This is a genomic window from Pseudoxanthomonas sp. CF385 (assembly GCF_900104255.1).
Lineage (GTDB): Bacteria > Pseudomonadota > Gammaproteobacteria > Xanthomonadales > Xanthomonadaceae > Pseudoxanthomonas_A.
In genome coordinates this window covers 1,084,259-1,097,762 of the sequence record NZ_FNKZ01000001.1, presented here as the reverse complement: position 1 = coordinate 1,097,762, position 13,504 = coordinate 1,084,259, and the positions used below count along the sequence as shown (strand labels likewise).

Genomic DNA, 13,504 nt, shown 5'->3' with positions numbered 1-13,504 from the left:
CACGCGGTCGCTTATTCCATCCAGGGGTTGCGCATCGGGGCGATCTTCGCCGGATCCTCGCCGGCCTCGATGCGCGCCAGCTGGTCGCGCAACTGACGCTCGACCTTGCGGTCGAGCTTCACCCGCGTCTGCTCCAGCAGGCGACGATAGGCGCGCGCGGCGCTGTCGCCCTGGCCCAGCCGCAGGTAGGCATTGCCCAACTCGACGCCCACGCCGACGTTCTGCGGGCGGATGACGGCGACTTCTTCCAGCCGTCGCGCGACCAGTGCGTAGTCCTGGCCGTTCTCCTCGTAGAGGTATTCCATCACCTTCTCGCCGATGCCCGATGCGCGCGTCTCCGGCCGCATCAGCCGACCACGCCAGACGCCGGCGTAGCCCAGCTGCGCGACCTTCTCCATGTCCTTGAACACCTCGGCCGGATTCCACTCGTACTGCGGCCAGGGCAGCTCGTCGACGGGGGTGTAGATGAACCAGCCTTCCCACACGCCGGCCGTGTTGGTGTCGTCGAGGGTTTCGACGAAGCGGTGGTAGTCCAGGTGCGCCGCGCGCCATTGCCGCTCCATCACCCAGTAGTCGGGATAGAGGCGCTCGCCGGAGCCGGCGATCACGCGGCGATGGAAGTCGCGGATCTCGCCGAAGCGCTGGCCCAGGTCCACGCCCTCGTTGCGGAACGCGCGATAGCCGCCCTCGGTGCCGCCGACCAGTTCGTTGTGGTACTCCCACAAACGCGGCTCGCGGATCGTCATGCCGATGGCCGCCACGAACAGCGCCGCGACCACGCCGGCCCAGGCCCGCGAGCGCCGTCGCCAGGCCTCCGCCACCGCGCCACCCCCGAGCACCGCGGCGGCGGCCAGCAATGGCGTCGCATGACGGACGCCGCCCCACGCCTGCGGCGAGACGACGAGCGCGGCGAAGTGGAGCGTGCTCGCCGCGGCGAGGGCGGCGAGCATCCAGCGCGTGGCGGGTGTCAGCGGCGAACGCACCAGCAGCGCGAGCCCGAGCAGCGAGAGCGCAGCCAACGCGAGCGGGATCTTCGCGGCGAGGATCGCCGGCCAGGTGAACCAGGGCGTGCGCCCTTCGAACACCTGGCCCCAGATCAGATGCAGGGCACCGCCGCGGCCTTCGATGCCGGTGCGGACCGTGTCGGCCAAGCCCCACAGATAGGCGCGCGGCAACAGGTGGAAGTCATCGGACACACCGATCGCCGCGCGCAATGCCGGCTTGGTGACTTCCGCGATCTTGGCGTCCATTGCCAGGTTGAAGGCGTCGCCGCCCGTGCCGTCAGCATGGAAGCGGAACCCGTACTGCGCCCACAGCAATGCAACGCCCAACAGGATCGCCATCGCCAGCTTCGCGAGTCGCCACAGCACCTCGCGCCCACCGCCCTTTCGGAAACCTGCGATGGCGGCCACCACGAGCACGCCACCGACGCCGACCAACCCGGCCAGCGCGGAGTGCTTCGCGCCCAAGGCCAATCCCACCGCGATGCCGAATACGGCCGCCCACCGCCATTGCCACGTCGCCGCCAGCACACCCGCCGCCACGATGACGAGCGAGAGCGTCAGCGCGAGCAAGCCGTCGGTCATCACGACCGGCAGGTGCGCGCCGAGGGTGGGCTCCAGTGCCAGGAACGCGAGCGTGCCGGCCGCCCACGCGACACCGGCGGCACGCCACAGCAGCCCGCCCAGCGCGACCAGCAACAGGGCGTTCAAGCTCCACATCGCGACCCTGGCACGTTGCTGGATGCGCTCCGGGTCGTTCTGCTCGAACATCGTCTGCTCGACCCACTCGCGTTCCTGCGCTTTCTCGCGCAGGCCCGGCTCGGGACCGACGCGGAACGTGGCCGGCATCCAGGCGCCGACCCACAACTTCGCCAGCGGCGGATGCTCGGGGTTGAGGTGCCGGTCGCCGCCCCGCACGTAGACCGTGCCGGCGACGATGTGCCAAGGCTCGTCGATGGTGAAGCTGTCCAGGCGCGTGCCGTACCACGAACGCGCGACGGCCAGGGCCGCGAGCAGGACGATCAGACCACCGGCCAGCCAACGCTGGACGGTCGGGGATGGGGCCGTACGACGCATGGTGGGGCTCCCGGTATCCGGCAGGACAACGAAGGAACAGCACACGACGGTGAGGCGCCCCGGCCTCGCCTGCAGCCAGCTTCACGTGCAGCATGTTCCCCGGGGCTCCGAATCCAACGGGAGCCCGCCGGACAATCGGCCAGTCAGCCCTTCTCGAGCATCGGCGGCAGCGGGCAGTGCAACACCCCGCAAACGGTGCGCAGCAGCTCGACTTCGGCCACCCGCACCTGGTTGTCGTGGCTGACCGCGGCGGTCACGGCTTCGACGAGCAGCTGCTTGGCCAACGGATCGAGCGCGTCGAGCGGCTCCCAGACGTCGTCCAGGGCCAGCACGCCCTGCGGCGGCGGCGCATACGGCAGGTGGTCGCGCGGCAGCACGCGCTGCAGGCCGGCGAGATAGGCATGTTGCGCCTTCGCCGGCGTGTCGTGGCCCGCCTGCGCGACGACGGCCATCAGGGTGGCGAACGGCACACGCACGTCGTGCGGCTTGCGCCGGCCGAACGTCCGTACATGCGAAGGCGACAACGCTTCGCGGACCTGCACCTGCAGCAGTCGCGCCAGGCAGTACTCGAACAGGGACACCTGTCCGTCGGCGTGCACGGCGGCATCGACCGTGTCGATGAAGGCATCCAGTTCCGGGCGCGGAAAGCGCCGGAGCACCGGGAACGCGAGCGCCGCCAGCGGCAGGCGGTGCGCGGGATGGAGCGCGCGAACGTGTGTCTCGCGAAGTTCGATGACGCGCGCCGCCGTGGCTTCGCCCATCCGGGCCGCGATCTCGAAGCGCTGCCGCGTCGCCACGGGGGCCGCATCGTCGATCACCAGCGCCAACAGCAGCGGCATGACCTGCTCGCGCTGCTTGGCGAGCAGGTACAGCGGCTCGGGCAGCGTGGTGGCGATGACGCGCGCCCGTCCGTAGTCGTCCGGCGTCGGCGTGGCGACCTGGGCGACCACCATCGGCGGCGTCAGCGGGAGCGCGGCCGTCGCGGCCGGCAGCGGCGGCGGTCCGCCCGGGGCCACGCGCAGGCTCTGGTCTTCCAGCAACCCGTCGGGCGGCGCGACGGCCCAGCGGCGCGCGAGTTCGTCGAGCTGGTGCTGGCCGAACAGCGGATCCAGCATGCGGATGCGCTGGAGCAGTGGCGGATGGGTCGCAAACAGGCGCGCGTACGTGCGACCCTCGCCGAACAGCATGTGGCTCACTTCCTCCGCCTTGCCGGCGTCCGCGAGCGCGGAACCGCTGCCCACGCCGGCGATCTTCTTGAGCGCACCCGCGAGCCCGGCGGTCTGCCGGGTGAACTGGACGGCAGAGGCATCGGCCAGCATCTCGCGCTGGCGGCTGACGCCGGCCTTGATCATCCGCCCGAAGAACAGCCCGACGAAACCGGCGAGCGCCGCGGCGCCGGCGATCGCGAACACGGGCAAGGCGTCCTTGCCACGGCTGCCACGGCCGTAGACGAGGATCCGCTGACCGATGATGCCCAGCATCATGATGCCGAACAGCACGCCCATCAGGCGGACATTCAGGCGCATGTCGCCGTTGAGGATGTGGCTGAACTCGTGCGCGATGACGCCCTGCAACTCGTCGCGATTGAGGCGGTCCAGCGCGCCACGGGTGACGGCCACCACCGCATCGGCGGGCGCGTAGCCGGCGGCGAACGCGTTGATGCCGGCCTCGTGCTCCAGCACGAAGATCCTCGGCACGGGCACGCCCGACGCGATCGCGATCTCCTCGACGACGTTGCGCAGGCGCCGCAGCGACGGCTCCTGGGTGTCGTGCGAGACCTCGTTCCCGCCCATCTGCTGCGCGACCGCTTCACCGCCGGTGCGCAGGCTGGCCAGGCGGTACAGCGAGCCCAGGCCGATCACCGCCAGCGTGGCCAGCGTCGATACCGCCAGCAGGCCCAGCAACGCGCCACCGTCGCTGCTCTCCATCTGCATCCCGACGAGCAGCAGCACGATCAGGTCGATGACCAGCACGATGCCGGCGACGGCCAGCGCGAACAGCGCCACCATGCGGAACGAACCGCGGCGCGCCGCGGCCTGGTGTTCGAAGAAGTTCATGCACGCCCCTTCATGCCACGATCATCGCGGCGCGGACCCCACCCGCGCCGTCCCCGACGCCGCATGCGCACGCATGCGGTGCCCTGTTCAGAACTGCACTTTCGGCGCTTCGCGCACCTGCGCCGCCTTGTCCGCGGGCACGTCGAGCAGCGCCGCCTGCGCGAAGTTGAACGCCCCAGCCACCAGGCTGGAAGGAAACATCTCGCGCCGATTGTTGTACGCCATCACGGCGTCGTTGTAGGCCTGCCGCGCGAACGCCACCTTGTTCTCGGTGGACGTCAGCTCCTCGGTCAGCTGCATCATGTTCTGGTTCGCCTTCAGCTCCGGGTAGGCCTCGGCCACGGCGAGCAGACGACCCAGACCCGCATTCAGCTGGCCCTGCGCGGCCGCCAGCTGCGCCATCGCGTCAGGATCGCCGGGCGCGGCCTTTGCCGCGTTCAGGCCCGCCTGTGCGGCTGAACGCGCCGCCACGACGGCCTCCAGCGTCTCCCGTTCGTGGCTCATGTAGCCCTTGGCGGTCTCCACCAGGTTCGGGATCAGGTCGAAACGGCGCAGAAGTTGCACGTCGATCTGGGCGAATGCATTCCTGAACGCATTCCGGGCGCTCACCAGCCCGTTGTAGATGCCCACGCCCCACAGAACTGCGACGACCGCCACACCCACAATCAGAAGCAGGATGAACAACATGGACACGGAACTTCTCCCTGTTTGTGCAATCGAAAAAAGCGGCGTTATGATCCCCTCGACAGAGCTTACGCAGGCGTCACGCACGATGAAAGACAAGGCAGGCCGGCGGCCGCTGCGTTCCACCTTCCGGATCGGTCTGGTCGGGCTGCTGTTGCCCCTCACGCTCTCGTCCACGGCGCAGACCCCGTTGCGCTGGACCTCGACGGCGCAGGACAACGGCACGACCTCGGCCACTACCGCATCGGTCAACGCGGCCCGCTATGTGTCGCCCACCCAGCCACGCCCGTATCTCGCGTCGCTGTCGGGGCAGACGGTGCAGCCGCTGGCGGCGGGTTTCGACGTGGCCGCCTTCGAGAAGATGGCCGAGCACCTGACGGTGGGCCAGCGCGTTCCCGGCATGGCGATGGCGATCGTGCACAACGGCCGCGTGCTCAGCGCGCGCGGCTACGGTGTCACCGACGTGGCCGCGCCGCAGCCGATCGACGCGCACACGGTGTTCCGCCTGGCCTCGCTCTCGAAGGCGTTCGCCAGCACGCTCACCGGCCTGATGGTGCAGGACGGTTCGCTGCGCTGGGACAGCAAGGTCAGCCAGTACGTGCCGGGTTTCCAGCTGAGCGATCCCAATGCCACCTCGCATGTCACCGTGGCGGACGTGCTCAGCCACAGCGTGGGCCTGCAGGCGCACAACGCGTTCGACCGCGACATCGAAGCCAATGGCGAGTACTACGACGTCGCCCGCAAGCTGGCGTACGCGCCGCTGAAGTGCGCCCCGGGCGACTGCTACGCCTACCAGAACGTGGCCTTCAGCCTGATCGGCGACGTGGTGTTCGCGGCGTCGGGCACCTTCTACGACCAGGCGGTGGACCGCCGCATCTTCAAGCCACTGGGCATGAACGACGCCAGCATGGGCCTGGCCGGCATCCAGGCGAGCACGCGCTGGGCGCGTCCGCATGTGCGCAGCCGCAACGGCTGGGTGTCGTCCACGCCGAAACCGACCTACTACCGCCTGCCGCCCGCGGCGGGCGTCAACGCCAGCGCCAGCGACCTGGCGCAGTGGCTGATCGCGCAGACCGGCCATCGTCCGGACGTGCTGCCTGCGCCGCTGCTGGCCACGCTGCACGCACCCGTGGTGACCACGCCGGGCGAGATGCGCGGTGGCTGGCGCCGTGAGCGCATCCATTCGGCCAGCTACGCGTTGGGTTGGCGCGTGTTCGATTACGCGGGCCATGAAGTCGTGTTCCATGCCGGCGCCGTGCAGGGGTACCGCGGCCTGGTCGCGCTGGTGCCCGGCCAGGATCTCGGCATCGCGCTGGTCTGGAACAGCGACAGTTCGCTGCCGTCGGGCCTGCTGCCGACGATCCTCGATCGCGCGATGGGCCTGCCCGGCCAGCCGTGGGTCGAGACACCTGCGGACTACGACCTGCTGCTGGCGGAGTCGCCCGGCGCTGCGCCGGCCGACGCTCCGAAGGACAGCGGCACCTCCTCCCAGCGCGGCACCGCATCGCCCCATTGATCCCCTGCGCTGGCCGCCACGCGGCCACGCCTCACGACGTCAGGGCTGCGCGCCTTCTTCCATCGCCTTGAGCTTGGCGAGGCCCTTCTCGTAGTCCGCACCGATCATCCGGTCGAACAGCAGGCCCAGCCAGCGCTTGAAGGGATTCAAGCCGTGCTCGGTGTCGAACGCCCACGTCACCCGCGTGCCCTGCCCCTCCGGCGCCAGCAGATAGGTCGCGTCGGCCTGGCTGCCATCGAAGTCGAGCGCGACCGCGATGCGGTGGTTCGGTTCGCTGGCGGTGATCTCCTGACTGCCGCTACCCACGGAACGGTTGCCGACCCAGCGCATCCGCGCACCGACGCCGCGGGCCGGTCCTTCGAACGTGTACTTCGCCTGCGGGTCGTACTCCGCCCAGGGCGACCAGGCATTGAAGCGCTGGAAAGAATCGAGCGTGGCGAAGACCTGCTCGGGGCTGCGTGCGATGACGACGCTGCGCTCCACGTGTGTCGCCGCCGGCAGCAGCAGGCCGCCCACGGTCAGCACCAGCCCGAAGCCGACGATGAGGGCCAGCACCCACTTGATCAGTTTCATGTCTCCCTCCTGGGGAATCGCGACGGCGACAGCCTAGCCGGCCGCGCATAAAAAAACTCTCCCCCCGCTGGGCACAGGGAGAGAGTTCATGGTGTTACGGCTAATCGGGGTTGGCTTAGATCAGCGGAGCCGGGGTAGCCGGCAGCGCGACCGGGGCCGCTTTCTTCTTGGACTTCTTGGCAGCCTTCTTGGCGGGCTTCTTGGCAGCCTTCTTCGCAGCCTTCTTGGCCGGCTTCTTGGCTACTTTCTTGGCGGCCTTCTTGGTGGCCTTCTTCGCGGTCTTCTTGGCGGCCTTCTTCGCAGCCTTCTTGGCCGGCTTCTTGGCGACCTTCTTGGCTGCCTTCTTCACGGACTTCTTGGCGGCCTTCTTCGCCGGCTTCTTGGCGACCTTCTTGGCGGCCTTCTTGGCGACCTTCTTCACCGCCTTCTTGGCCTTGGCGACCTTCTTGGCGACCTTCTTGGCTGCCTTCTTCACGGTCTTCTTGGCAGCCGACTTCTTGGTGGCCTTCTTGGCGGCCTTCTTGGCGGCCGGTTTTTTCTTCGCAGCTTTCTTCGTTGCCATGTGATGGCTCCTCGTCAGTGAACTATGGATTTTTACGTCTGGTTACAGCACATCTGCCCGGAGGCAGGCCCAGCTGCAAGAAACGCCGCGGGAGTCGGACCCGTCGGCAGCCGCCACCGCGACACGCGCGGCGAAGCGGATTCCCCAGGGGACCGGGCGTGCGAAACCCGGCTCCCTACAAATACGAGAACACCCGCGTCGCCTGGCGACGCGGGTGTCTTGGATAGGGTGCGTTGCGTTTTTCCGGGGGAAGCGAGGCCTGCGTCCACCCCGATACGGGTGACGATGGGCTGTGTTGTCTCTCGCGCTGTCGTGTTGATTCGACTCACTCGCTTCCGCAGCATGCTCTGCTTGGGGCGAAACCTAATCACGGTTTTTCAAGGTGTCAACACCTGGCCGCAACTTTTTTTCGTCCCGCCCGGCGCATGCGTCGGCGGCGACCGGCATGGATGCACCCCATCGGCCGCCGCCGATCGCGTCGCGCGTCGCGCTCCTGAAAAGCACGCATGAAAAAAACATCGGGAAAACGCGCATTTTTTTTTGCGATGCGCGCCCACCGGCATCGACGACGCGCCCGCATCGTGTTGCCGGGAAGTGCATAGACGGGCGTCGGAACGGCTTGAACGCAGGCTAAAAAAACTTCCTCGAAGGGCAACGGATTCCGTGCCGCACAAGCCCGAATGCGCCGATTTGCGCAAAAAATTTCCCGCCTGTTGGCGATGACTTCGCCGCATCGGGCACGCGAACCGCGCGCACGCGGGCATGCATCGACGTCCCGTTCCGACGCTCGCGACTGCCGCGAGGGAGGCGTACCGCGCATTCCATTTCGCCGTTCGTCGGTCGCGGATGGTCGACCGCGTCGGGATTCCGACATGCGCGCGCAGGCAACGACGCCCCGTGCCATCGGTCACGCATCGGCGATGCGGGCCGCTCGCGTCGCCGGAAACGAAACGGGGAGCCGGCGACGACGGATCCGCTCCGTCGCCACCGGCTCCCCGCAAGGAAGCCGCGTGCCGGGCTGCCTCAGTGGTCTTCGTCCTCGATCAGCTCGGCGTAGTCGTCGGGCGACAGCAGCTCGTTGAGCTGCTCCGGCTCCTCGGCCTGGATCACGAAGATCCAGCCGTCGCCATAGGCGTCTTCGTTGATGGTCTCGGGCTTGTCGGCAAGCGCCGCGTTGACCTCGAGCACCGTGCCGGTCACCGGGCTGTAGACGTCCGATGCCGCCTTGACCGACTCGACGACGGCGCTGGCATTGCCCGCTTCGATGCGGTCGCCGACGTTGGGCAGCTCGACGTACACGAGATCGCCCAGCAGGCCCTGCGCGTGGTCGGAAATGCCGACGGTGACGCGGCCACCGCCTTCCAGGCGGGCCCATTCATGGGACTTGAGGAATTTCAGATCGCCAGGAATCTCACTCATGGGGTACTCCGGAAAAGTGCGGTGGGTCGGGGAAGAGACGATAGTTTAGCGGAGGAAGATGCCGGTGAAGGAAGCGGCGCCATCACTCGAGCACGCCCGGCTGCGCCTGGCCCTCGCGGACGAACGGGAACCTCACCACGCGCACCGGCACTTCGCGGCCGCGGATGTCCACGCGCACGTCGCCGGCGGCGCCCAGCGGAATGTCGCCCGCGGGGACGCGCGCGAAGGCGATCGCCTTGCCCAGCGTCGGCGAGAAGGTGCCCGAGAGGATCTCGCCCTCGCCGTGCGGGGTGAGCACCTTCTGGCCGTGGCGCAGCACACCCTTCTCGTCCATCACCAGACCGATCATCTGGCGCGGTGCGCCGGCGGCCTTCTGCGCCTCCAGCGTGGCGCGCCCGTTGAAGGCGCGGCCTTCGTCGAGCGCGACGGTCCAGGCCAGGGCGGCCTCATACGGCGAGACGGATTCATCCATGTCCTGGCCGTAGAGGTTCATGCCCGCCTCCAGGCGCAGCGTGTCGCGCGCACCGAGGCCGGCGGGCTTCACGCCGGCCTCCAGCAGCGCATTCCAGAACGCGACCGCGTCGGCCTGCGGCAGGACGATCTCGTAGCCGTCCTCGCCGGTGTAACCGGTGCGCGCCACGAACAGCGGCACGCCGGCGAGGCTGGCGGCGTCGGCCGCAGCGAAACGCGTCAGCTTGCCGACCCTGGCGCGGTCTTCCTCACGTAGCAGGCCGTGCACACGCTCGCGCGCGGTCGGGCCCTGCACGGCGACCATGGCGTAGTCGGGGCGCTCGGTGACGGCGACATCGAAGGGAGCGGCCTGTCGGCCGATCCAGGCGAGATCCTTCTCCCGGGTGGCGGCGTTCACCACCAGGCGGAAAAAGTCGTCGGCCATGAAATAGATGATGAGGTCGTCGATCACGCCACCGGCCTCGTCGAGCATGGCCGTGTAGAGCGCCTTGCCCGGCTTCTGCAGCTTGTCGACCGAGTTCGCCACCAGGTGGCGCAGGAACTCGCGCGTCCCCGCACCGCGCAGATCGACCACGGTCATGTGGCTGACGTCGAACATGCCCGCGTCGCGGCGCACCTGATGGTGTTCCTCGATCTGCGAGCCGTAGTGGATCGGCATGTCCCAGCCGCCGAAGTCGACCATCTTGGCGCCGAGCGCGCGATGGGTGTCGTTGAGGATGGTCTTCTGGGTCATGGCGGGTCCTGGGACAGGCAAAGAGGGCCATTATCCCAGAACGCACCAGCGGGGTGCGCCGGCTTCAGAGGCCTTCGTAGGCCGTGTTGATGCAGTCCACCGACCCGGCATCCAACGCGGTGAAGCGGCCGGCAGGGAGTTCCAGGCGTCCGGCCCAGGCGACATCGCGCAGCCATTCGCCATCGTTCGCGTGCTGGCGCACGAGCGCGGCCACGCGCGCATCCGGCTGGCGGTCGATGCGGCAGGTGCCGAACTGCAGGTAGTAGTCCTGCCGGCCCTGCGGGTAGGGCCGGGCATCGGTGATCTGCCAGCGCGCGCGATTGCCGTCGCGCCCCGCCATCTTCCCGGCGACGACGAAGCGCGGCACCGGCCCGGCCTCAGCGTCGGGCGACGGCACCGCCAGCACCGACACCGAGTAGTCGCATACGTGTTCGTAGGCGGTGGACTCGGAGACGCAGCTGCCGCCCATGTCCTCCAACGCGTCGGGATACGGCGGTACGGTCAGGCCGACCAGCTGCTGCCCGCCGACCGGCGCGGCCGGCAACAGCATGCTCATCCACGCCGCCAGCGCCACGCCCTGTCCCATGCGCTCAGGCCTCCTGGACCTTCAGTGTCATGCCATCCACGGCCACCACCCGCACACGGGTGCCGACCGGCAGGTCGGGGCCTTCCACCGTCCAGAACGCATCGTCGATCTTGACCCGGCCGCGACCACCGGCGGTTGCCTGGTCGAGCACGGCGACCGTGCCGACCAGTTGCTCGGCACGCCGGTTCAACAGCGGTTTGTCGCTCTGCCGCCCCTTGCCGCGGAACCACTTGCGGTAGACCGCCACGGAGATCAGCGCGAGCACGGAGAACAGCACGGCCTGCGCCAGCCAGCCCAACCCCGGCGCCACCAGCACCACGACCGCCATCGCCACGGCGGCGAAACCGAACCACAGCATGAAGGCGCCCGGTGCCATCGCCTCCGCGGCGAACAGCACCAGCGCCCCGATCGCCCAGAACGCGAACTTGAAGCTCATGTCAGCCTCCCGGGACGCGCGGCGGACGCGGCGGCGCGACCACCTGCTGCTTGTTCAGCGCCTCCTTGGCGAGCTCGGCGATGCCGGCGATCGAACCGATGATGCCGGTGGCCTCCATCGGCATCAGGACGAACTTCTGGTTCGGCGCGGTGGCCAGTTCCTTGAAGGCCTCCACGTACTTCTGCGCGATGAAGTAGTTGATGGCCTGCACGTCGCCCTGCGCGATGGCGTTGGACACCAGTTCGGTGGCCTTGGCTTCCGCTTCCGCCAGGCGCTCGCGGGCCTCGGCCTCGCGATAGGCCGCTTCGCGCTTGCCCTCGGCTTCCAGGATGGCGCTCTGCTTGTCGCCCTCGGCGCGCAGGATTTCCGACTGGCGCGCACCCTCGGCTTCCAGGATCGAGGCGCGCTTGTCGCGCTCGGCCTTCATCTGCCGCGCCATCGCATCGACCAGATCGCGCGGCGGCTGGATGTCCTTGATCTCGATGCGGTTGACCTTCACGCCCCACGGGCTGGTGGCGTGGTCGACCACGCCCAGCAGCTTGGCGTTGATGGTCTCGCGCTGGCTGAGCGACTCGTCCAGGTCCATCGAGCCGATCACGGTGCGGATGTTGGTCTGCACCAGCGCGATCATCGCCTGGTCCAGGCTGGACACCTCATAGGCGGCCTTGGCCGCATCCAGCACCTGGAAGAACACCACGCCGTCCACCTTCACCACCGCGTTGTCCTTGGTGATGACGTCCTGCGACGGCACTTCGAACACCTGCTCCATCATGTTGACCTTGCGGCCGATGCTCTGCATGTACGGGATCAGGAAATGCAGGCCGGGGGACATGGTGTGGGTGTACTTGCCGAAATGCTCGACCGTGAACTCGTAGCCCTGCGGCACCACGCGGACACCTTTAAAGAAGGTGACCACGATGAACAGCAGCACCGCCGCGACCACCAATGTCGAAAGACCGAACTCCATGCTGACCCCCTTCCTGTGATGTGGATCAGATTATAGGCATGCCCGGAGCCGGCGGCCGGAAGGAACTTTCCGGCTGCTGCGACGGTATTGCCCGCTGCGGCATCCCTACTCCCGACAGCCACGAGAATCCTCCCGCTTGAGCCGCTCGCAGTTCGCCATCGACGTCCCCGAGAACCTGGTCGCCCGCGCGCGCTCCGGGTGCCGGGAAGCGTTCGAACAGATCTACCGGCGCTTCGAGCGGCCGGTGTTCACGCTGGCCCTCAGGATCTGCGGCGACCGGGAGGACGCGGGCGACGTGTTGCAGGACACCATGCTGAAACTCTTCCACCATCTGCCGGACTACCGCGGCGACTGCCCCTTCTGGGGGTGGTTGCGTCAGATCGCCGTCAACGAGGCGCTGCTGCGCCTGCGCCGGCAGAAGCGGCTGGTGACGGAAATCTCGGTGGACGAAGAGGACCTGCCGCAGGACCAGGGCCTGCCGCCGGCGGCCGCTGCCGATGCCGCGCTGCTGCAGCGCGCGCTCGAGGCGCTGCCCGCGGCGACCCGCAGCGTGCTGTGGCTGTACCACGCCGAGGGCTACACCCACGAGGAGATCGCCGCGCTCATGCAGCGCACGCCGAGCTTCTCCAAATCCCAGGTGTCCCGTGGCACCCGCCGCCTGCGGGCGTTGTTGAACATCGAGGAGACCGTCCATGCCTGATTCCCGTGCCCGCGAACCCTCGCCGCACGATTGGGGCGACGCTTTCGCCGCGCTGCCGCTGGAAGGAGCTCCCGACGGTGCATGGCAGCGCCTCGCCGCCACGCTGCCGCCGGTGCAGGCGCCCGCGCGACCGGCGCGGTGGCAGCGCCCCGCCCTGGCCCTGGCGGCGACCGTCTTCTTCGCCGCGGTGATCCCGCTCATGCAATGGCGGAACGCCGAGGTCTCCGCGCCACCGCTGCAGCGCGCACCGGCCATCGCCACCACGACACCGGCGCGTCCGGACACGCCGCGTCGTCCGGCGGATACCGAACCCGCGACGGTCGTTCCGCCGGGCGTCGCCACGACACCGCGGGTCGCCCATGCGCCGCCGAAGCGCTCGGCGGTCGCGCGCCACGCGCCCGCCCCGGCGGCGAGCGAGCCTGCCCGGCTTGATGCGCTCTATATCGAGTCCGCCCGCCTCGAAGCCGTGCTCGCGCAGCTGCCCGACAGCAACACCGGCAACGTCGCCGCGCTCGCGGTCAGCGCGGACCTGCAGGACCAGGTCACGCATATCGATCTCGCGCTTTCCCAGCCCGCCTTGCCGGTCGCCACCCGGACCTCGCTGTGGGAACAGCGCGTCGACACCCTGCGCCAGCTCACCGGCGTGGAAGCCACCCAACGCTGGCAGGTCGCCCTGAACGACGACACCGCCGATACCGCCATCTACTGATCAAGCACACGCA

13 protein-coding genes are annotated in these 13,504 nt (G+C 68.7%); 3 read left to right on the top strand and 10 right to left on the bottom strand.

Features of this window, described 5'->3' with window-relative positions; translation table 11 throughout:
• Positions 1-11: 11 nt before the first annotated feature.
• From BLT45_RS04835 to BLT45_RS04825, 3 genes are all read right to left on the bottom strand, one after another.
• The gene (locus tag BLT45_RS04835; RefSeq protein WP_093295846.1) at positions 12-2,078 is read right to left on the bottom strand and encodes a phospholipid carrier-dependent glycosyltransferase; all 2,067 of its coding nucleotides are present in this window, start codon (positions 2,076-2,078) and stop codon (positions 12-14) included.
• A 143-nt stretch (positions 2,079-2,221) separates the two neighbouring features.
• Positions 2,222-4,135, bottom strand: a complete 1,914-nt coding sequence (locus BLT45_RS04830; RefSeq protein ID WP_093295843.1) for a M48 family metallopeptidase — start codon at positions 4,133-4,135, stop codon at positions 2,222-2,224.
• Positions 4,136-4,222: 87 nt separating this feature from the next.
• On the bottom strand, positions 4,223-4,822 hold the full coding sequence (locus tag BLT45_RS04825) for a LemA family protein (protein WP_093295840.1): 600 nt from the start codon (positions 4,820-4,822) through the stop codon (positions 4,223-4,225).
• An 85-nt stretch (positions 4,823-4,907) separates the two neighbouring features.
• Between BLT45_RS04825 and BLT45_RS04820 the strand changes: the two genes are divergently transcribed.
• Positions 4,908-6,335 carry a serine hydrolase domain-containing protein gene (locus tag BLT45_RS04820; RefSeq protein WP_093295837.1) on the top strand — a complete coding sequence of 476 codons (1,428 nt, stop codon included), beginning with the start codon at positions 4,908-4,910 and terminating at the stop codon, positions 6,333-6,335.
• A gap of 39 nt (positions 6,336-6,374) precedes the next feature.
• On the opposite strand, the gene BLT45_RS04815 is transcribed toward BLT45_RS04820, so the two are convergent.
• The 7 genes from BLT45_RS04815 to BLT45_RS04785 form a co-directional block, all read right to left on the bottom strand.
• Complete coding sequence (locus BLT45_RS04815) at positions 6,375-6,908, bottom strand: SRPBCC family protein (protein WP_093295834.1); 534 nt, start codon at positions 6,906-6,908, stop codon at positions 6,375-6,377.
• A gap of 115 nt (positions 6,909-7,023) precedes the next feature.
• On the bottom strand, positions 7,024-7,470 hold the full coding sequence (locus BLT45_RS04810; RefSeq protein WP_093295832.1) for a histone: 447 nt from the start codon (positions 7,468-7,470) through the stop codon (positions 7,024-7,026).
• Between the two features lie 1,023 nt (positions 7,471-8,493).
• Positions 8,494-8,889 (bottom strand): glycine cleavage system protein GcvH, encoded by a 396-nt coding sequence (gene gcvH, locus BLT45_RS04805; protein ID WP_093295829.1) that lies wholly within the window; start codon positions 8,887-8,889, stop codon positions 8,494-8,496.
• Positions 8,890-8,971: 82 nt separating this feature from the next.
• Positions 8,972-10,093: a glycine cleavage system aminomethyltransferase GcvT gene (gene gcvT / locus BLT45_RS04800; RefSeq protein WP_093295826.1), complete on the bottom strand. Its 1,122-nt coding sequence runs from the start codon at positions 10,091-10,093 to the stop codon at positions 8,972-8,974.
• 64 nt (positions 10,094-10,157) lie between these two features.
• Positions 10,158-10,679, bottom strand: a complete 522-nt coding sequence (locus tag BLT45_RS04795) for a hypothetical protein (RefSeq protein ID WP_093295824.1) — start codon at positions 10,677-10,679, stop codon at positions 10,158-10,160.
• 4 nt (positions 10,680-10,683) lie between these two features.
• A complete protein-coding gene (locus BLT45_RS04790; RefSeq protein WP_093295821.1) occupies positions 10,684-11,115 on the bottom strand; it encodes an NfeD family protein in 432 nt (143 codons plus the stop codon).
• Between the two features lies 1 nt (position 11,116).
• A complete protein-coding gene (locus BLT45_RS04785; protein WP_093295818.1) occupies positions 11,117-12,082 on the bottom strand; it encodes an SPFH domain-containing protein in 966 nt (321 codons plus the stop codon).
• Between the two features lie 136 nt (positions 12,083-12,218).
• Between BLT45_RS04785 and BLT45_RS04780 the strand changes: the two genes are divergently transcribed.
• Positions 12,219-12,782, top strand: a complete 564-nt coding sequence (locus BLT45_RS04780; RefSeq protein ID WP_093295816.1) for an RNA polymerase sigma factor — start codon at positions 12,219-12,221, stop codon at positions 12,780-12,782.
• A complete protein-coding gene (locus BLT45_RS04775) occupies positions 12,775-13,491 on the top strand; it encodes a hypothetical protein (RefSeq protein WP_093295812.1) in 717 nt (238 codons plus the stop codon). The genes BLT45_RS04780 and BLT45_RS04775 overlap by 8 nt, the downstream gene beginning before the upstream one ends.
• Positions 13,492-13,504: the final 13 nt, after the last annotated feature.

Bases quoted from the DNA above. Each gene is read 5' to 3' on its own strand.
- BLT45_RS04835 (WP_093295846.1), bottom strand. From the start codon at position 2,078: ATGCGTCGTACGGCCCCATCCCCGACCGTCCAGCGTTGGCTGGCCGGT.
- BLT45_RS04815 (WP_093295834.1), bottom strand. From the start codon at position 6,908: ATGAAACTGATCAAGTGGGTGCTGGCCCTCATCGTCGGCTTCGGGCTG.
- BLT45_RS04820 (WP_093295837.1), top strand. From the start codon at position 4,908: ATGAAAGACAAGGCAGGCCGGCGGCCGCTGCGTTCCACCTTCCGGATC.
- BLT45_RS04785 (WP_093295818.1), bottom strand. From the start codon at position 12,082: ATGGAGTTCGGTCTTTCGACATTGGTGGTCGCGGCGGTGCTGCTGTTC.
- gcvT (WP_093295826.1), bottom strand. From the start codon at position 10,093: ATGACCCAGAAGACCATCCTCAACGACACCCATCGCGCGCTCGGCGCC.
- BLT45_RS04795 (WP_093295824.1), bottom strand. From the start codon at position 10,679: ATGGGACAGGGCGTGGCGCTGGCGGCGTGGATGAGCATGCTGTTGCCG.
- BLT45_RS04810 (WP_093295832.1), bottom strand. From the start codon at position 7,470: ATGGCAACGAAGAAAGCTGCGAAGAAAAAACCGGCCGCCAAGAAGGCC.
- BLT45_RS04825 (WP_093295840.1), bottom strand. From the start codon at position 4,822: ATGTTGTTCATCCTGCTTCTGATTGTGGGTGTGGCGGTCGTCGCAGTT.
- BLT45_RS04790 (WP_093295821.1), bottom strand. From the start codon at position 11,115: ATGAGCTTCAAGTTCGCGTTCTGGGCGATCGGGGCGCTGGTGCTGTTC.
- gcvH (WP_093295829.1), bottom strand. From the start codon at position 8,889: ATGAGTGAGATTCCTGGCGATCTGAAATTCCTCAAGTCCCATGAATGG.
- BLT45_RS04775 (WP_093295812.1), top strand. From the start codon at position 12,775: ATGCCTGATTCCCGTGCCCGCGAACCCTCGCCGCACGATTGGGGCGAC.
- BLT45_RS04830 (WP_093295843.1), bottom strand. From the start codon at position 4,135: ATGAACTTCTTCGAACACCAGGCCGCGGCGCGCCGCGGTTCGTTCCGC.